Consider the following 19,219-nt stretch of genomic DNA (forward strand, 5'->3'; position numbering starts at 1 on the left):
CAAAGAGGAATAGAATCAGATTACAATTACTTAAATAAAGTTTTCAGGTTGTTTTTATATACCTTGCCAATCGGTATTACAAAATCTCGAATTAAAATTCTATTTCCTTCAATTTCATTAATATGCTTTTTGGCTACGATAAAAGACTTGTGGGTTTGCAAGAATGCATTTGTGGGTAGTAAACTTAACATATCAGATATCTTTTCTCGAACCTGAATTTCGTTCATTTCTGTAACTACTTTGATATAATTACCAGTAGCTTCAATAAATAAAATATCTTCGGTTTTTACCTGTATTAGCTTTTTATTAGCACGTAGAAATAAGCTTTCGTCCTCTTTTTTAATGTTTGGAGTAGGAGCAATGCTTTCTTCATTTTTAACTTCGATCTTATTAATGGCCTTGATAAAACGTTCAAAACTAAAGGGTTTTAAGAGGTAATCTACAATGTTAAGTTCATAACCTTCTACAGCGTATTCCTGATAAGCAGTAGTTACAATTATATTTGGAGGATGTTTTAATGTCTTCAAGAATTCGAATCCTTTAAGCTTAGGCATATTCAAATCTAAGAAGATGATATCTATTTTATGCTTGGCAAGACATTCGATGGCTTCTATAGCATCATAACAATGCTGTACAAAGTTAAGATTAGGCAATGCATCACAATATCCTTTTATAATATCATGAGCAATATGTTCATCATCCACTATAATATACTTCATTATATCTCTAATCTAAGTTTTGCAGTGTAAATATCGTGATTAATTGAATTCGTTAATTCATGTTTTTTAGGATACGCTAAGGTTAGTCTTCTGGTAAGATTTTGTAATCCAATACCTTTTTCTCCTTTTATTTCTTCATCAAAATTATTTTCAATTTCAAATACGATACTACTTTGTTTTGATGTAATGGAAATATTCGCAAATGCATTCGTACGTAATACTTCTAATCCATGTTTAAAAGCATTTTCTACCAAAATGATAAATAACAAAGGCATGATTTTAAGTTCTTCATTATCAATATCCACTTCAAAATTTATTGTGATATCCTTATGATAGCGCATCTTATGCAATTCTATATAGTTATATATAAAATCAATTTCTTGCTGTAGACTCACATATTCTTTTTGTCCTTCGTAGATACTATAACGCATCATATCTGATAACTTCAGAATAAGTGTTTTTGCCTTTTCACTGTCTTTATCTACTAATCCGTACAAATTGTTCAACATATTAAAGAAAAAATGAGGATTTACCTGAGATTGCAGGTGCATAAGCTCCGTTTTCTTCTTCTCATTTTTTAGGTTAATTAAAAACTTGATGTTAACAAATAGCCAATGAAAAACAGCAATACAGACTGCTACAAAATATAAGAAAAGGAATTCTATAAATCCTTCTAGCTTTCCAAACGAATCATTAAAAAAGACAATAATCAACCCTATAAAGACCAATAAGATTCTAATTACTCGAATAGAAAACACCTTTTTTATGGATGACCATTTAAAATTCATACTTCAATATTACCTAAATAAAGTACTGCTTGCAAATTAGTTGGCAAACGTATCAAAAATGTATCCGAACTAATGAAATAGTGACACAAACGTCTCTTATCACGACTAAGGTTACGTACGCAACATTCCATCATGAATACATCCCAATTTCTTTTTCGGGAAATGGATCACTACTAAGTTTGTCTATATCAATCTAAAAAACGAACAGTTATGCAACTGATAATCGATAACATTAGTAAAACCTATGATAATGGTGTACAAGCATTACAAGGTATATCATTAAAAATTCCAAAAGGAATGTTTGGTTTATTAGGACCAAACGGAGCAGGAAAGTCTACCTTAATGAGAACCATTGCTACCTTACAAAATGCGGATAGTGGTCATATCTCTTTTAATGATTTGGACATTTATAAGGATAAGAATGCGATTCGGAAAGTACTAGGATACTTACCACAACAATTTGGAGTATATCCAAAAATGTCGGCAGAAATACTACTTAATCATCTTGCTGTGTTAAAAGGGATCACCAACAAAAAAGAACGTAAAGAAGTTGTACATGTACTTTTGGATAGAACGAACTTGTATGAAGTTAGAAAACAGAATCTTGGTGGGTTTTCTGGTGGAATGAAACAACGTTTTGGGATTGCCCAAGCACTTTTGAATAATCCAAAATTATTGATTGTAGATGAGCCCACAGCAGGACTAGATCCAAAAGAACGTAATCGGTTTTATAATCTTCTTAGTGAAATAGCGGAAAATACCATCGTCATATTATCTACCCATATTGTGGATGATATTAAGGAGTTATGTCACCAGATGGCCATTATCAATAGAGGAGAAGTGATCCTAAAAGGGAAACCATTAGATCTTATTGAACAAGTACAAGGAAAAGTCTATCAAAAAACTATTGATAGATCAGAATTTGATACGTATAAAAACCAATATCAGGTGATCAATGAAACCTTTTTTATGGGTAAACCTGTTGTTCAGATTATGAATAATTCAAATCCGGGTAATGGATTTGAGCCTATAAACGCAGGTCTAGAAGAAGTGTATTTCTCACAAATCAATCAATCAAAATAGTATACTATGTGGCACGAAATATTCAAGTTCGAGTTAAAATATAGAATGCAACGCCCAGAAACCTTTGTGTTTTTCGGATTTCTATTATTATTTTCCATAGTTGGTGTAGATTTTATTTTCCAAGGTGTAGAAACGGGTTTAGTGAAAATGAATGCGCCAATGATCATAGCAAAAACTATGGGTGCGATAACAGGTATTTTTATGATTATGGTATCCATGATTATGGGAGTTCCTGTACTGCGAGATTATCAGTATCATACGGAAGCTTTATTATTTACAAATCCAATTACAAAATGGGATTATTTGTTAGGTAGATTTCTAGGCTCTTTAACTGTTTTAGTATTCATATTTACAGGTTTAGTAATTGGAATGATGATTGGTTCACAAATGCCTTGGCATAAAGAAGAAGAGATGCTAGCATTTAGTATCTTTCCTTATATACAATCATTTGCAGTCGTTGTAATACCAACTTTGTTTTTTGGTGCAGCTACATTTTTTGTTACCGGAATGTTGAGCAAAAAAATGCTGGTAGTGTATACCCAAGGGATTGTGGTGTTTGTATTGTTTTTGCTTACTAAAGCAATTAAAAATGAATATCTACAAGGTTTATTAGATCCTTTTTCTCTTACTACATTAACTCAGTACGCTAAAGAGTATTCGGTTTCAGAACTCAATTCACTAGCTATTACGTTTAACGGAATATTATTACATAATAAATTGTTATGGATGGTTTTAGGAATTGGGATTTTAAGTTATGGATATTATAAATTTTCATTTAGCGCTCTCACCAAAAAACCTAAAAGAATATTGAATAAAACAGTTAAAAAGAGCAAAAATTACACAAATACAAGCCTTTTGATCCCTAATATGAGTATACACATAGATTTTAGATCGCAGCTCATACAATTGTACGAACTTTCTAAATTCTATATTCTTTCTTTAGTAAAGGAAGCCTCATTTTGGGCAATTGTACTATGTGGTATGATCATAATCATGATCAATTCCGTGAATTTAGGTACTGTTTATGAAGTAGATAGTTATCCCGAGACACATTTTATCATTGCAGAATTGCAAGAAATGTCTATGTACTTTTTTATCATCATTTTATTATTCTATTCAGGTGAATTAATTTGGAAAGAAAGAAACAATAAACAATATCTTCTTAATGATGCCACACCAATATCTGATGTAATTACTTTAGCAAGTAAGTTTGTCGCACTACAAAGTATATATATCATTCTAATGCTAAGTTTAATAAGCACAGGTGTTTTGTTTCAAGCATTTAGTGGGTATTATAAATTTGAATTAGGAGTTTATTTTTCAGGTTTTTTTATAGAAATATATCCTTTTCTTATGCTCTACACATTCATTACTTTTTTCTTTCAAGTGATTAGCAAAAACAAGTATTTGGGGATCTTTTTAACCTTAATCTTTTTTCTCTTAACTATTGGATTAGAAGTATTTGGTATCACTCATAGTCTATTAAAATTTGGTGGTAAACCATTGGGTACATATTCTGTAATGAACGGATATGGACATTTTCTAAAACCGTATGTATGGGTGAAAGCATATTGGATCATCTTTGGTGTTATTGTTTTTGTGATCAGTGCTTTATTACTAAATAGAGGAGTGGCTATCTCGCTACCTAGTCGTATAAAAACTATTAGCAATCGAATTACAAGACCTATTAAGTACACGAGTATCGCTCTTTTTTCAGTCTTTTTTATGTTAGGAAGTTATATTTTCTATAACATCAATATTCTAAATACTTATTGGACAGCTAATGAGCAACAAACCTTTAGGATGGAGTATGAAAAAACATTAAAACGATTCGAATATATTCCGCAACCAAAGATTACCGCAGTAGATTTAAATGTGGAATTATATCCAGAAAATAGAAGTTATGAGATCAATGGAACCTACACATTACAAAACACTACAGAAGAACCTATTCATGAAGTTCATATTCAGAAATTAATTGCATCGCATGTATCTTTAGATACCATTTCTTTTCAAGGTGGTGCCATTGCTAATACAGCATATCAAAAATTTGAATATACGATCTATACCTTGTCGAAACCTTTAGCGCCTTCAGATTCTATAGAAATGAAATTCACACAGTCTTTTGCTCCAAAAGGATTCGAAGAAGATCATTCAGATACTCAAATAGTACATAATGGAACTTTTTTCAACAATAGTATATTACCAACATTAGGCTATCATAAAAAGTACGAACTACGAGATAACGATCTACGAGAAGAATTTGGATTAGCTACTAGGACATCCAAAGCGGAAATTAGTGATACAAAAGAATTGGTGAATTCTCGTTCTGGGAGTGATTCTGATGGAATATTGTTACAAGTTCGTATGGGAACGAGCAAGGATCAAACGGCTATTGCACCAGGAAATCTAATTAAACAGTGGAAAGAAGATGAAAGAAACTATTTTATCTATCAAACGGAACAACCAATTATCAATTTCTATGCTATCACCTCTGCAAAATATGAAGTAATACAAGATCAATGGACATCTACAGAAACAACCATAAAACCAGTGGATTTAGAAATCTATTATGATAAGAATCACTTTTATAATTTAGATAGAATGATGAGCGCCATGAAAACCTCATTAAGTTATTTTAGTAAACATTTTAGTCCGTATCAATATGAGCAATTACGTATTATGGAGTTTCCTCGGTATGCTGAGTTTGCTCAATCTTTTCCAGGGACGATTCCTTTTTCTGAAGGAATAGGATTTGTATTAGACATAGATGATAAGACGGATGTAGACATGGCTTTTTATGTGACTGCCCATGAAGTAGCGCATCAATGGTTTGGAATGCAAATAGAAGCGGCTAATGTTCAAGGACAAAATTTTGTATTAGAAACATTATCCCAATATGCAGCGCTTATGGTATTACAGCAGCAGTATCCCAAGGAAAAAGTAGCTCAATTTCTTGCATTACAAGAAGAATTGTATCATGAGAAACAACGGAAGGCTATTTCCGAACCATCACTTGCGTTGGTAACGAATGAAGATTTTGTGTATTATCATAAAGGAGCTTTGGCCATGTACAAATTACAAGAAGAAGTAGGAGAGGAGTCAGTAAATCTAGCATTACATCGGTTTATCTCCGATTGGAATACCCATAATGGAAAAATAAGAGCCAAAACAGATAGATATGCTACATCACAAGATGTGTTGGACTACTTCAGAATGGTTACTCCAAAGGATAAACAGCATCTAATCCATGAACTATTTGAAACTACTAAAAATGTAAATGAGCTCCAATGAATATTTCGATAGTAAGCGATTACAATAAAAAAACATTAGATGGCAATGGAACCAAACCTGATATCATTATAGAAAGAAGTGAAAAGCAAGTATTCGAAGGAGAAGATTATCAGTTACAAACACTCATCAATATGATTTAATTTGCAAACTATATCCAGTAAGAACTCTGAACATATTTAGAAATGCTACTAATCATTATAATTTTAGGTTTATCAAAATCAAGATAAAATTGATATAAATTAAATCTTACCTTTACTCCTCACTAAATAACTAAATGACACAGGTGATTTCAGAAAACTATAGTTTTGCTAAAAGAGCAATTTGGCGTTTTGTCTTTTTGTATTTCCTGCTATATATATTCCCTTACGGTTTTGAATACATTTATGGACTCAATACAGAAAACATATCCTTTTGGAAGGAAATAACTATTTGGTTTGGAGAAACATTTATTGGCTGGAAATTCAATAGAGAACGTTTATTAAATGGTTTTGATTCGGAATATGACTATTCTAGGTTTTTACTGATAGCAATACTTTCTCTTATACTAACCTTCTGTTGGCTTCTTATTGATTCCAAATTAAAGAAATCTTATACTAGCAAAATTAAAGTCTTAACCCATACAATTCTACGATATCATGTAGGATTTACTTTAATTTTATATGGTCTATCCAAAGTGTTTTTGCAACAATTTGGGACTATAAATATTTCTAATTTAGAAACAAAAATTGGAGACTTGTCTGGGATGCGATATCTATGGCACTTCATGAGTTATTCGGATTTTTACACTATTTCTTCCGGACTTATTGAGGTTATTGGTGGTATTCTTTTGTTTTTCCGAAGAACAACACTTATTGGTACATTCATCTTATTTATAGCGATGGCTAATGTCGTATTGTTAGATATAGGATATGATGTTCGTGTAAAAATGTTTGCGATTCATTTGTTTTTAATGACGATTGTTTTGATGAGTGATCACATAAAAGGAATGTTTCAATTTTTTATTAGCAGTAAACCTACAGTTCCCAAGAAATACGAACCACTTTTTAATGCTATTATATCCAAACGAATAGGATATATTATAAAAACTCTAATAATGGGATATTTTGTAATAACTACTTATTATGAATTTTCTGAACGAATAGACAGAAGTAATGATCCCTATCCTGAGCTTGCAAGTATGCATGTAATAAATACTTTTGTAAAAAATGGGGATACACTTTTGCCTAATGATCACCTTAATAATCACAGATGGAAAAAGATGTTGGTTAATGGACATTGGCGAAGACCAGAAATGGTTTCTATTACTTTAGAAAATGAAGAGAGTATTAGTTTTACTTTCAAAGCGGATACAATAAAGAAACAACTATTTTTAACACCTTTAGGTGATTCTACACAACTAGAGTATACTTTTGACTACAAAAAGATAAATCAAAATCAGTATGAATTTCTTGGTATTTACAAAGGTGATACGATAAGACTAGAAACAAAAGCAAAATTCCTTAAAGATTATAAACTCACTAAGCATGGTATAAGATGGTTAACAGTTTTTGATCAATTATAGGAATTGATTTACAAATCTTAAAAATAAATAACATTACAACCAACGGCATTACCATTCAAAAATAGAATACGACATTTCAACATATTCTTGTTTCATGGCAACATAAGTTCTGAGATATTTGAACTAGGTTATAAGGCTAACAATGGTGCTTTTTTTGGTTTGCGTGCTATTCAAATAATTCCGTTATTCGTGTATGTATGGTATCAAAGAAAAGAAAACTAGATGTTAGCACTTTTGAATTTCTATGTGTTTTAGGAGATAAACGATTGTTTTCCCTACTTCAAGAAAGAACATATCTTTATTAAACTAGCATTTATGCCTTTATTCAATAAACAGAAACGCATACAATATTTAGGATTCGACGATGTTCGATCTTGTCTAATTGGTATTGCTATCATAAGTTTTATCACCAATTACCTTTTCAACACTACACCAGAACGTAATACATTCGATCTAATATTTATTGGTTATGCTGTTAATGTATTCTTTACCATCTGTTATTGGTTATTGATACGTAACATCTTAATCTTTTTGAGGAAAAAATATCCTGATTTTAAAGATGATAAAAAGCGTATTAGTATTCTCTTCCTATCCGTAGTTTGTACTGTTGTTATTGTGGATTACGTAGGAGGTGAATTAACAGCACGTGTCATCAGGTTATTTGGGTATTATTCTAATCATCGTGTAGAATTAAAAGTGCTAATTCCCATTATGATTATTACCATTATGGTCATGGCGATTTATGAGGCTATTTACCTCTATAACCGATTAAAAAAGTCTATACGAGAAGAAGAACAAGCCAAACAAGTAATGATTCAGGCGCAATTGGATACATTAAGAAATCAAGCTCGTCCTCATTTCTTATTCAATAGTTTAAACACATTGCGAGATATTATCGATCAGGATTCTAAAGAAGATGCTAAGGGTTTTGTAGATAATCTATCAGATGTGTACCGTTTTATTATTGAGTCTGGTAATTCTAACATCATATCGCTAGAAAAAGAACTAAAATTTGCTAAAGCTTATATTCATATACAATCAGAAAGGTTTGGAGAAAACTTGCAAGTACAATGGAATATTCCAGAAGATAAGCTTTCGATTATGATTGTACCTATGAGTCTACAGTTATTACTAGAAAATGCAATCAAACACAATGTAGTTTCCAGATCCAAACCATTGATTATAAATGTATCCACAAGAAAAAATAGGTTAGTGGTACGAAATAAAATTCAGGCCAAGTCTACCCAAACTCCATCTACAAAAATTGGATTAAAAAATATTGAAAAGCGATATCAATTAATAGCTGATAAAACACCTATCATTTATATTGATGGGGAGAATTTTATAGTTACATTACCCTTATTACATGCATCAAATCAAAAGAAAAATTATGAAAATAGTAATCGTTGAAGATGAGCCACGTGCAGCACGTCAATTGGAAAATTTATTACATAAAACTACTTTTGATTTTGAAATACTAAACGTAATTGATTCTGTTGAAGATTCTGTTTCCTGGTTTCAAAAAAATATGTCTCCAGATTTAGTATTTATGGATATTCAACTAGCAGACGGTTTAAGTTTCGAGATTTTTCAGAAAACAGAAGTGACAGCACCTATTATTTTTACGACAGCTTTTGATCAATATGCTATTCAGGCGTTTAAAGTAAATAGTATTGATTATTTGCTCAAACCTATCAAACAAAACGATTTAGACGCAGCGCTACATAAATTTTCAAAATCTCAAAACCCATCAAATCCTATTGAAGCTAATATTCTGAAAGAATTACTGAGCAGTATGCAAACCCCACAAGAAAGATCTGGAATATTGGTGAAGGAGGGAAGTGGTTTTGTACAAATACGCATTTCTGAGCTTTTATATATGTATTCACAAGATAGTATCACTTTTGGTATTACCCATAATAAACGATACATCATTGATGAAACAATGGATCAATTATTTGATTCTTTAGATCATGCTAAGTTTTACAGAATTAATAGAGGTCAAATCATTTCAAAAATAGCAATTCAAAAAATAGAACCTTATTTCAATCATCGTGTAAAACTAACCATATCAAATCCTAGAGATCAGGAATTCATTGTTAGTAGACAAAAAACAAGTGATTTTAAAGATTGGATGAATAGATAAATCACTATAGACTGAAAGTCATCATTTTCGATATCAATTCTTGCTCGTAGCTTTTAGTCCTTTCCTATTAAAAATTTTTAAAACTAACCACCAAGAGCTAATTGCCAATAGAGCACTCAATAATATTAGTAGAAACTGAAAATAGAATACACTAAAGTGCATAATTTTAAATATTTCTGAGATCAATAAAAACATCTGTGACGTTTCAACCAACAATAACTACGTTTCAGCATAAACAACTACTATATAGGATAGATTAAAACCATATTTGTGATGTAATTAATAATCAATCACTGAACGAATTCAGTTAAAAAAAATAACATCATGAAAAAAGTACTCATTATTATCCAATTACTATGCTGTTTACAGTTATCTGCACAACAAACAAATACGAAGCAATGGCAAGAAGACTTACGATTTCTTCAAAACACCATCCATAAAGACTATTCTTTTCTTTTTGTAAAAACTACCAAAGAAGATTTTGATGCACAGGTTGAAAAATTATATAAAGAAATTCCCAACTTACAAGAACATGAAATCCGAGTAGGATTAGCACGAATTGTTTCTTCATTTAAATATGGTCATACGCAGATTCCTTATGGTACAGTAACTAAAAGCGGAATTCTACCAATTAATATATATGATTTCAATGATGGAATTTATATTGAAGGTGTTCAAAAACAGTACAAAGAAGTATTAGGAGCAAAAATATTGAAGATAGGAGAGACACCTATAGAAAAAGCAATAGAACTAGTATATCCAGTAGTTCCAGTAGAAAATGAGCAATATTTTAAAGCCTATGGAGTACGATTTTTACTATCTGCAGAAGTATTACATGCGCAAGGAGTAATTTCTAAACTATCCAATAAAGTAACTTTAACACTTGAAAAAAATGGAAAAGTATTTACGCATGAGTTTACCACCATCGATAGAAAAGACAAACCAAGAACTTTCAATTTTACACTACCAACAGAGGATTGGCTTACAGCACGTGATACAGAAACAACACCTCTATATTTAAAAAATCTAGATGAAAAACTATATGATTTTGAATATTTAGAAGATAAAAAGACTTTGTATGTAAGACAAAGCTCAGTATTTAATGATCCTAAAGAAACCTTAGCAGAATTCTACAAGCGCCTGTTTGAGTTTATTGATGCAAATAACGTTGAAAAATTAGTGTATGATGTACGTTTAAACGGAGGTGGTAATAATTATAACAACTTACCATTGATCAAAGGGTTAATGGCTAGACCACAGCTTAATAAAAAAGGGAATTTCTATTTCATTATTGGTCGTGAAACCTTTTCAGCTTGCCAGAACTTAACCAATGAAATTACCAGGTATACAGAAGCAATTTTAGTGGGAGAACCTACTGCAGAAAACATTAACTTTTATGGTGATGCTAGAGCTGTACAATTACCAAATAGCAAGATCAATGCATATTTATCCTATTTGTGGTGGCAAGATTATCCTGCTTTAGAAAATAAAGATGCGACAGTACCAAGTGTTCCTGTTACTATGAGTTATGACGATTACGTACAGAACAAAGATGTAGTGTTAGAAGCTGCGTTGAACTTTAATGCAGAAGGTTTCCAGCCAAAACCTATGGAGTACATCACACAGTTATATATCACTGGGCAAGGAGCAAAATTAGCACAAGTATTGCCACAAATGGTACAAGATCCACGATACGCTTTCTGCGATTTTGAAACTGAATTAAATAAAAAAGGAAACATTTTATTAGAAAGTGGTCGTATGGCAGAAGTTCAAGGATCGATACAGGTATTCTCTATGATTATGCAGATGTACCCTAATTCTGCTATGACCTATAAAAACTTAGGTAGAGCATATTTAAAAGTTGGTGATATTAAAAAAGCAACCGAATTATTAAATAAAGCAATCTCATTAGACACTGATGGCGAACATGCTAAAGCAGCTAAAAAAACACTCTTAACTATTTCTAATTAAGGAAGAGATTGTCTAAAAAACAACATATCCCTTTCAAACTGAGCATGTCGAAGTTTTTAACCAATTGATTTTCAATTTATCTTCGACAGGCTCAGACTGACAAACAGAAGTTTTAAATACTTTTTAGACTTCTTTTTAATGATTATTACAACAATAAATGATTATACTAAATGCTTATTAAAAAAGGCTATAGTACGTTCCCAAGATAAATTCGCTGCTTTTTTATCGTATCGCGGAGTCGTATTATTATGAAAACCATGATTTGCATTTGCATACATATGTGCTTTATACGGGATATTATTTTCCTTTAATACTTTCTCATAATCTGGCCATCCAGCATTTACTCTTTTATCCAGTTCAGCATATTGCAATAATAAAGGTGTTTTTATTTTTTTAGCATCTTCAGCATTTGGTTGTCTACCATAGTATGGAACGGCAGCTTTTAGTTCTGGCAGTCGAACAGCCATCATATTAGAAATCCATCCACCAAAACAGAATCCAACCACACCAACATTTCCATTGCAATCTTCATGATTTTTTAGATATTCATAGGCGGCAATAAAATCTTCTAACATCTCATTACGATCTCTTTTTTTCTGAAGCGCACGTCCATCATCATCATTTCCAGGATATCCTCCAAGTGGAGATAAGGCGTCTGGTGCCAGAGAAATAAATTTTTCTTTTGCAGCACGTCTTCCCACATCTTCTATATAAGGATTTAGTCCTCTATTTTCATGAACAACAATAACACCTGGTAACTTAGTTTCATGATTTTTTGGCTTAGATAAAAGCCCTTTTATAGTGCCTCCACCTTTAGAAGAATCATACGTAATAAAGTTAGAATCAATTGTTGGATCCTTAGGGTTTACGAGCAATGTATCTATATAATTAGGAGATACAAAACTTAATAAAGAGGAAACTGTAACACCACCCACTGCATATGCGGATAATTTTTCTATAAACTGTTTTCTATTTAGACCATTATGCGCGTAATCATCATATAAGTCAAAAACTTCTTGTTGAATGTCTTCTTTTTTTAATTTTTCCATAAAAAGAGATGATTTAGTTAGAATTAGAGGAAATTACATCTTTTATGATCAAATTTTATTAAGATTTCCCTAAAATGAAAATAGTGTTATGTTTTGGCCAAAGTGTAGCACATACTTAATATGTTTTCGTACTACACCTATCAAGATGTGATGAATCTATCCATTTTGTATGCCAAGATCATGATTTAAGTAGGAAACTGGGTGTAAACATTAGACTTTTACGGCATATTAATATTAAAAAAGTCGAAATGAAAAAGTACATCTTAGTAGTAGCCATCTTGCTAACAATTCAGTTTACAAATGCGCAATCTAAAATAGATGAAGATAGGAATACATCAGTTATCAGTTTAGTTATTCTTAATGATAACGGAGATGTTTTAATAAAAAAAGCAACAATTGGTTGGATAACCATAGGTGCTTTTTACGAGAAAAGACACACGATCAATGAGGTAATCGATAGTATCTCTAATAAATATGGAGTGTCAATATTAAAACCAAACCTCAAAGGTGTTTTTACCTATAAATATGACTTTAATAATTCGCTAAGCGTACGACAGGTGTATGTGGCTAAATCTACTACCAACGATTTACCAACAAATAAAAATGTAGAATTCCGTTGGGCTCCAAAAGAGGAGGCTATAGAAAAATTTAAAAGTACGATTCCATCTTTAGGAGAAATGATAGCACAAGTTATTGAGTATCCCGAAGTAGTTTGGGGCGGATCTTTTTTAATTAAAAAAGAAAACAAGAAAAAGACTTCTACAATAACAGAGAATTTTTATCCCATAAGCGATGCTTCCACATACATAAAATCATCTCATGATCCTGCAGTAGTAAAAGCACTTCAAAAATATATGGAAGGTAGTTCTTATAATAAGAAAGAAATGCTATTAAGTGCTTTTGCAGACAATGCAGTGTTATATCTAACAAATAGGGAAGGGGATTTCAAAAGATATACTCCAACCGAGTACGCAGGTTTCTTTAAAAATGCCGAAAAAGGAAAGTTCAATGGGAGAGAAGCGAAAATTTTAGACGTTAAGGTTACGAAAGAAATAGCAACAGCAAAAGTAGAAATAGCAGGACCTAACAGAGAGTGGGTTTATATTGATTTGTTCTTGCTTAAAAAGTTTAAAAACGATTGGAAAATTATTAGTAAAACAGCGGCAAGGGTTGATGATATAAATTAAAGAAATACATTATTTTTGTTGTATACAATGTATAGACCCTGAAAATTTGTTAGAGAAAAGAAGGCAATTACCACAACAAGAATCTATAGATACAGATTATTTCATTTACTGTTTAGAAGCGGTGAATGATATAGAAACGCACGAAATTACCGAAGCTCAAAAAAAATTAGAACAATTGACTTCGCAATACGGAGTGGCTAGTATTTATAAAACCTGTGATACTATTGAAGGTTTAGAGGATAGCTTAAATACATTGGTTATGGATGATCATCATTTTACAAATTATGAAATCATCTATTTGGTCATAAAAGGTGAAGCCAATAGTATTTGTTTGAATGATTACTATTATAGTTTACAGGAGATTGCAGAAATTTTTGAAGGAAAATTACAAGGAAAGATTTTACATTTTTCCAATGCTAAAGTGCTTGATTTAGATGAAGAAGAAGCGCAATATTTCTTGGATATCACTGGTGCAAGAGGGGTTTCTGGCTATGGTCATGAGTTTAATGGAATAACGAGCTCAAATCTTGATATAGCATTCTTTAACTTATTTAAAGAAGATGACAATATGTTAGATGTGGTAGAAGAATTGCATCAAAGGCATTACAAAGTCTGTAAACTCCTTGATTTTAGGTTGTATTATTAAATAAGATTTTATTCTGTTTCCTATTTTATATAATATAAACGCTGAGAAATTCATTAAAATTCTTGAGCACAAAAATTTCAAAATAAAAATTTTACGAAAAATCGCGTATTTGAAAATTTCTGGAGGATTGTACGGAATATTGGATTTATACGAATTATTAGCTTAAGAAATAGTAATTAAGTTTTTACATATATTACATTATAGCTACGAATGAGCTTAACGTTACGCAAATTATTACATCTGCGAGAAGATGTGGCCGGGAATCGATATAAAACACTGGCGTGTTATTATATCTGTAATTATGTAAAATGCAAGCATCCGTCAATTTACTTCAATAAATACATTTGTACTATAATGTACTTGCGTTATGTCACTTTGCTTTGGAAAAAGCAAAGTTTTTTGTTCTACATTTTCTCTAAAAGTTTTCTAACGAAAGTTTCTTTAAAAAAAGGTAATGGAACACTTATTGCCCGAAACGACGGTAGGAGAGTAGAGGAATGTGTGTGGAATGGGAATATTTCAATATTTATAAATCTAGAATCGAATTTATTTTATCATCATCAGAATCATTACTTGTATCAGCTGATAATTCATTTTCCCTTTTCTCTAAGAGATAAATATTTTCATCTGTAACAGGTCCAAGAGTTGGACTAGAAATTGAATATTTATAAATAGACGTTTTTGATGGTGACTTTTCTCCAACAAAATTTAAAGCTATTTGGACTTCATTATTGTTTTCTGTCAATAATCCGGATGGGATTATTAGTCTAAAATCTCCAACTAATGGTCTGCCGTGACTCATTATTTCTTCTGAATTATTATAAAAGCCATCATAAGAGTTGCCATTTATTACAATAGTTCCTGGTCCAGCAATCAACTTAAAAGTTAAATTTAATTCATTAATATACTTAGATGAATTATAAACTAGTTTTCGTAAAGAAAGAATAAAATTATGGCCATCAGTATCAATTCTTTTTAGTCTAACATGCCCTCTAATTAATGGAAAGTCAGTGCTTTTCATCATAGCTTCTATTAAATAATGAGGAGCTATCTTAGTTTGACCATCTAAACGTATATAGTAATTATTTTTAAATTGATGTGGTCTTTGCCTACTTTTCTCCACTTCTATGACGAATACGGAATCTCCATTAGGCGCATCTAATTTCTGTACACGAATTCCAACAGCTAATGGTACAATAACACTTGAAATTTTATTTATTAATCTATCTCTATCTAGAGTTGTAGCAAATGGAGTTAAAGCCCCCATTGCAGAAGTGTTTCCTTGAGCATTTTTTCCTTCAACAGGAGCACCCCAAATAACAATTCCACCTTCAGAGTTTAATAATCCACAAATTGTTTTATATACTGCATTTTCTTTGTCATTATGATTACCTTGAGGTGGGTAAGATTTGAATTCTAAGTTCATTGTTTCTTCCTTTTCAGAATTAAAGAATTGAACTATATCATTGTAATTTAAAGTATATAAATCTTTACCAAATATTATTTGAGAGTATTTCATAGGTTAAATTAAGAGTATTTTATTATATTTTTTACGATTCCTTCGATTTTAAAATCTTCACTGGCAATAAAAGGTTTGTGTTTAATAGAGTTTATGGAATGAAGTATTACTTGATTGTCATTTTTATAGAATGTCTTAATAATAGCCACACCTTGATTGACGCATACAATAATATCTCCATTTGACGCAGTTTGTTTTTTTTGCGCAATAATATAATCTCCAGAACTAATATCCGGTTCCATAGAATCTCCTTTGGCTATAACGATAAAAGCATCATTAGCGGGGAACTTTAAAAGTTTAGAAGCTATAGGTATTCTATCAACTGGATTCCCGTCTAAAATACTACCATTAGATCCGCATTCAGCTAAGCCATATTGATTAATATAAGTTATCGGTTTTTCAGGATCTTCTAGTAATTGATAATCTCTAGGATTTGAAGGGTTTCTTTTTAAATAACCTTTTTTCTCCAATTGAACAATATGATGATGAACTACACTAGTGGATGCGACATCTAATTCCTCCATTAATTCAATCATTGTTAATGGGTTATCGATATTGATACGTAGAATATCTATTAATTTTTCTTGATTTGGATGTAAATTCTTCATTATTACAAAAGTAGTTAACATTTTTGAGAACTTATAAACATATTCTATTTTTTATTCTACGAATTTATATATTTGTTCTATATTTCATTCTAATATTAAATAATAGCAAAATGGCAAGAAAAAGTAAAAGAGGTAGAGATGCTAAAACAGGTCAATTTATTACTATAAAAGAGGCAGAGAGAAGGCCAAGTACAACAGTTATTGAAACAATTAAAGTAGGTCCAACTAAAAGAAGAAATAAATAATTTATATACAGATCAATGCGTAATAGAATTTGGACCGAGCTAACACAGTCAAAACACAATATAGAATTCTCTTCTCTTTATTCCGAACATCAAAGATTCTTGTTAAGGGCTTTTAATATGACGGTCCTTATATTTTCTTCGACAGGTGTAATGGGATGGAAATTCTGGGACAATTTACCTTTGGTAGCATGTATAATCATTGCTTCTATTTCTTTATTAAAGCTTTTGCAACCTCATTTGATAATGAATGAAAAACAATTAAAGAATCTAGATGATATTCATAGGTTTTACTCTGATTATTATAACAAAATAGAAAAATTATGGTATGATTTTGAGTCCGATAGAATAACAGAAGAAGAAGCAACTAATATATTTTTTACGTTAAAATCCTTAGAAACTGAGATTAATCCAATTGTTTCTGAGACAATAAAGAGTAAACCAAAAAAAATAATACAAAAATGCAAGAGAAACTCCGACGAGTATTTCGAACAAGTTTTTAATACATAAAATGAAACATTATGGCAAGAGAATCTAATTCAAGACCACAAGGAAGACCATTAAATAATCCAAGCAACAATCCTAAGCCTAAAGGAAATAGCATGCCTCGTTATCAAAAACCACCTCCGCCACCGCCTTCTAAAAAATAATATAGCAAGTAGGGAAGGTGTTTGAGTCTTTAAAATATTAAAAAATATCTACACACAGATACGGATATCGGTTTGAAAACACCTGAGTTTATCCACCTGTTTACAGATTTGTTAAAAACTTCAAGATCTAATTATCTATTGCAACTTGTTAAAAGCTAGCTTTGTAGCTTAAATATTTTTTAATGATTCAAAAAGTTCGACGTATTATGACTCCAGGTATTTTAATTTTTATAGGAGCAGTAGCTATGGCCATTGGAGGTTTATGGTCTGATCGCCAGCAATCCAAAAAGGATAAGGAAAATGAAAAGTTGCAGGAAGAACTTAGGGCGGAGTCGGCTGAAGTGAGACGTCTAACTGAAGAAATACAGGAGCTTTCTGTTAAATCGATGGATGCTACTATAAAACCATTACCAACTTCTTTTTCTGTTGATAATTTAATAGCATTTGAATTGGATTCATCGTTATTTGAACAGTATCTTCCTGAATTAAGGAATCTTGCTTCTAAAAAGGGGATGCATGGTAAAAGTACTTCTAATTCCTATTCTGGTATTAACATATTACCCAAAACGAATAAACCTCTATTTGATTTTTTAAACGGAAAACGTATTCTGATGGAGTTTTCTATAGGTCTTCCAGATCCGCCTGCTCCACATGAAAAATATATATCCTGGATTATTATGATTGACATTGACTTTAATAATTCTTTTGAAGAATTAATGTATATACCTGATCACGAAGGAAAAGAGTACTTTAATTTAAGAGTCAATCCTGATCGAATCAAAAGTTTTGCAGTTGGAAATAACCATAGCAATTATATTTCCGCCAAAGATTTATGCGGAGAAAAAGTTCTAGTAAATCAATTCGGAATTTTTGGTGTTTCTTTTGACCCCAATATGATCTCACTTTCAGATTCACTTTATTTAAAAGACAATAATAACAATAGCTATGCTATTATTCTAGATAAAATAGAAAGTAATACAACTTATTTTAGACATGAAACAAATCATGGTTGGGTTGGGACAATGAATTGTTCAAATTTTTAGTTTCGTGTGTTTGTTATATTATGTAAAATAGAACCTAAAAATCTAAAACCGGCCTCAGAAAACTTTGGTATAAACAATAGGCAAAGGAGCGTCAATATTTTAGAGATCTAGTACTAAGGTTTAATCAAAGCTATGCATATTGATTCTAGTTCAAAGCAATCTTATGAGTCAGAATGTTTTCTAAAATATAGAGACTGCGCCGTACATTGTTTCCAAAGTTTTGGGAAGCCTTGATTTTTTGTTTCTTTTTCATTAAGGAAAAATATAATGCAAACTCTTAGAAAGTCTAATCTGTGTTGCTACGATAGCATGTGTATAGAAATTATCTCGTTAGAGTAATTTTATACTTATGCGGCAACGTCACGAGAATTGCGTAAAAACTTTTTTCATGATTTTATCAAATACGTGATTTATAAGCTACCTAAAAGTTTTGCTTTTTTTGGTGTGGCCAAGCGTTGGCAAATTGTGTGTAGAGAAAAATGCATTAAGCATTTTTATTTACAAAGCAATAAAGCGGTTGGGCGCGGCAATTTTACATAACGGCAAATTATAGCTACAAATGAGAGCAGAATGTTTCAGCAATAGTTTTTTTTGAATTATGATGACCCCAGTAGCTACGATCACTATGAAATAAAATTATCCTGGGATATTTTACATAGTATTACATTATAGCTACGAATGAGCTTAACGTTTCGCAAATTGACTTTTACATA

General features: G+C 31.2%; 18 protein-coding genes. 13 read left to right on the forward strand and 5 right to left on the reverse strand.

What is annotated here, in order from left to right; all coding sequences use genetic code 11:
* Positions 1-26 precede the first annotated feature (26 nt).
* Positions 27-719 carry a LytTR family DNA-binding domain-containing protein gene (locus Q1B37_RS06030; protein ID WP_366944300.1) on the reverse strand — a complete coding sequence of 231 codons (693 nt, stop codon included), beginning with the start codon at positions 717-719 and terminating at the stop codon, positions 27-29.
* A complete protein-coding gene (locus Q1B37_RS06035) occupies positions 719-1,507 on the reverse strand; it encodes a histidine kinase (protein ID WP_299601410.1) in 789 nt (262 codons plus the stop codon). The genes Q1B37_RS06030 and Q1B37_RS06035 overlap by 1 nt, the downstream gene beginning before the upstream one ends.
* Positions 1,508-1,717: 210 nt before the next feature.
* On the opposite strand from Q1B37_RS06035, the gene Q1B37_RS06040 reads away from it, so the two are divergent.
* The 7 genes from Q1B37_RS06040 to Q1B37_RS06070 all read left to right on the forward strand — a co-directional run bounded on the left by Q1B37_RS06040 (position 1,718) and on the right by Q1B37_RS06070 (position 11,562).
* On the forward strand, positions 1,718-2,590 hold the full coding sequence (locus Q1B37_RS06040) for an ABC transporter ATP-binding protein (protein WP_299896668.1): 873 nt from the start codon (positions 1,718-1,720) through the stop codon (positions 2,588-2,590).
* A gap of 6 nt (positions 2,591-2,596) precedes the next feature.
* Complete coding sequence (locus tag Q1B37_RS06045) at positions 2,597-5,884, forward strand: M1 family aminopeptidase (RefSeq protein WP_299896671.1); 3,288 nt, start codon at positions 2,597-2,599, stop codon at positions 5,882-5,884.
* Positions 5,881-6,024 (forward strand): hypothetical protein, encoded by a 144-nt coding sequence (locus tag Q1B37_RS06050; protein WP_299896674.1) that lies wholly within the window; start codon positions 5,881-5,883, stop codon positions 6,022-6,024. The genes Q1B37_RS06045 and Q1B37_RS06050 overlap by 4 nt, the downstream gene beginning before the upstream one ends.
* Positions 6,025-6,158: 134 nt before the next feature.
* Positions 6,159-7,445: a hypothetical protein gene (locus Q1B37_RS06055; protein ID WP_299896676.1), complete on the forward strand. Its 1,287-nt coding sequence runs from the start codon at positions 6,159-6,161 to the stop codon at positions 7,443-7,445.
* A gap of 315 nt (positions 7,446-7,760) precedes the next feature.
* Entirely contained in the window at positions 7,761-8,855 is a 1,095-nt protein-coding gene (locus Q1B37_RS06060; RefSeq protein ID WP_299896679.1) for a histidine kinase, read from the forward strand.
* Positions 8,836-9,591, forward strand: a complete 756-nt coding sequence (locus Q1B37_RS06065; RefSeq protein ID WP_299896682.1) for a LytTR family DNA-binding domain-containing protein — start codon at positions 8,836-8,838, stop codon at positions 9,589-9,591. The genes Q1B37_RS06060 and Q1B37_RS06065 overlap by 20 nt, the downstream gene beginning before the upstream one ends.
* A gap of 324 nt (positions 9,592-9,915) precedes the next feature.
* Positions 9,916-11,562, forward strand: coding sequence for a tetratricopeptide repeat protein (locus Q1B37_RS06070; RefSeq protein ID WP_299896685.1), 1,647 nt, complete (start codon positions 9,916-9,918; stop codon positions 11,560-11,562).
* A 161-nt stretch (positions 11,563-11,723) separates the two neighbouring features.
* Here Q1B37_RS06070 and Q1B37_RS06075 read toward each other — a convergent pair whose 3' ends face one another.
* Entirely contained in the window at positions 11,724-12,611 is an 888-nt protein-coding gene (locus Q1B37_RS06075; protein ID WP_299896688.1) for a dienelactone hydrolase family protein, read from the reverse strand.
* Between the two features lie 248 nt (positions 12,612-12,859).
* Here Q1B37_RS06075 and Q1B37_RS06080 point away from each other — a divergent pair, with 248 nt between their 5' ends.
* Together Q1B37_RS06080 and Q1B37_RS06085 are read left to right on the forward strand one after the other, a co-directional pair.
* Positions 12,860-13,798 carry a nuclear transport factor 2 family protein gene (locus Q1B37_RS06080; protein ID WP_299896691.1) on the forward strand — a complete coding sequence of 313 codons (939 nt, stop codon included), beginning with the start codon at positions 12,860-12,862 and terminating at the stop codon, positions 13,796-13,798.
* A 46-nt stretch (positions 13,799-13,844) separates the two neighbouring features.
* Entirely contained in the window at positions 13,845-14,444 is a 600-nt protein-coding gene (locus Q1B37_RS06085) for a DUF6642 family protein (RefSeq protein WP_299896694.1), read from the forward strand.
* Between the two features lie 526 nt (positions 14,445-14,970).
* On the opposite strand, the gene Q1B37_RS06090 is transcribed toward Q1B37_RS06085, so the two are convergent.
* Together Q1B37_RS06090 and Q1B37_RS06095 are read right to left on the reverse strand one after the other, a co-directional pair.
* The gene (locus tag Q1B37_RS06090) at positions 14,971-15,870 is read right to left on the reverse strand and encodes a helix-turn-helix domain-containing protein (RefSeq protein WP_299896697.1); all 900 of its coding nucleotides are present in this window, start codon (positions 15,868-15,870) and stop codon (positions 14,971-14,973) included.
* Positions 15,871-15,971: 101 nt separating this feature from the next.
* Positions 15,972-16,571 carry a S24 family peptidase gene (locus tag Q1B37_RS06095; protein ID WP_299896699.1) on the reverse strand — a complete coding sequence of 200 codons (600 nt, stop codon included), beginning with the start codon at positions 16,569-16,571 and terminating at the stop codon, positions 15,972-15,974.
* A gap of 110 nt (positions 16,572-16,681) precedes the next feature.
* Here Q1B37_RS06095 and Q1B37_RS06100 point away from each other — a divergent pair, with 110 nt between their 5' ends.
* The 4 genes from Q1B37_RS06100 (at position 16,682) to Q1B37_RS06115 (ending at position 18,506) form a co-directional block, all read left to right on the forward strand.
* Entirely contained in the window at positions 16,682-16,816 is a 135-nt protein-coding gene (locus Q1B37_RS06100) for a hypothetical protein (RefSeq protein WP_299896702.1), read from the forward strand.
* Positions 16,817-16,933: 117 nt separating this feature from the next.
* On the forward strand, positions 16,934-17,323 hold the full coding sequence (locus tag Q1B37_RS06105; protein WP_299896705.1) for a hypothetical protein: 390 nt from the start codon (positions 16,934-16,936) through the stop codon (positions 17,321-17,323).
* A gap of 11 nt (positions 17,324-17,334) precedes the next feature.
* A complete protein-coding gene (locus Q1B37_RS06110; protein ID WP_299896708.1) occupies positions 17,335-17,463 on the forward strand; it encodes a hypothetical protein in 129 nt (42 codons plus the stop codon).
* Between the two features lie 182 nt (positions 17,464-17,645).
* On the forward strand, positions 17,646-18,506 hold the full coding sequence (locus Q1B37_RS06115) for a hypothetical protein (RefSeq protein WP_299896710.1): 861 nt from the start codon (positions 17,646-17,648) through the stop codon (positions 18,504-18,506).
* Positions 18,507-19,219: the final 713 nt, after the last annotated feature.

It is taken from the genome of uncultured Aquimarina sp. (assembly GCF_947492965.1).
GTDB lineage: Bacteria > Bacteroidota > Bacteroidia > Flavobacteriales > Flavobacteriaceae > Aquimarina.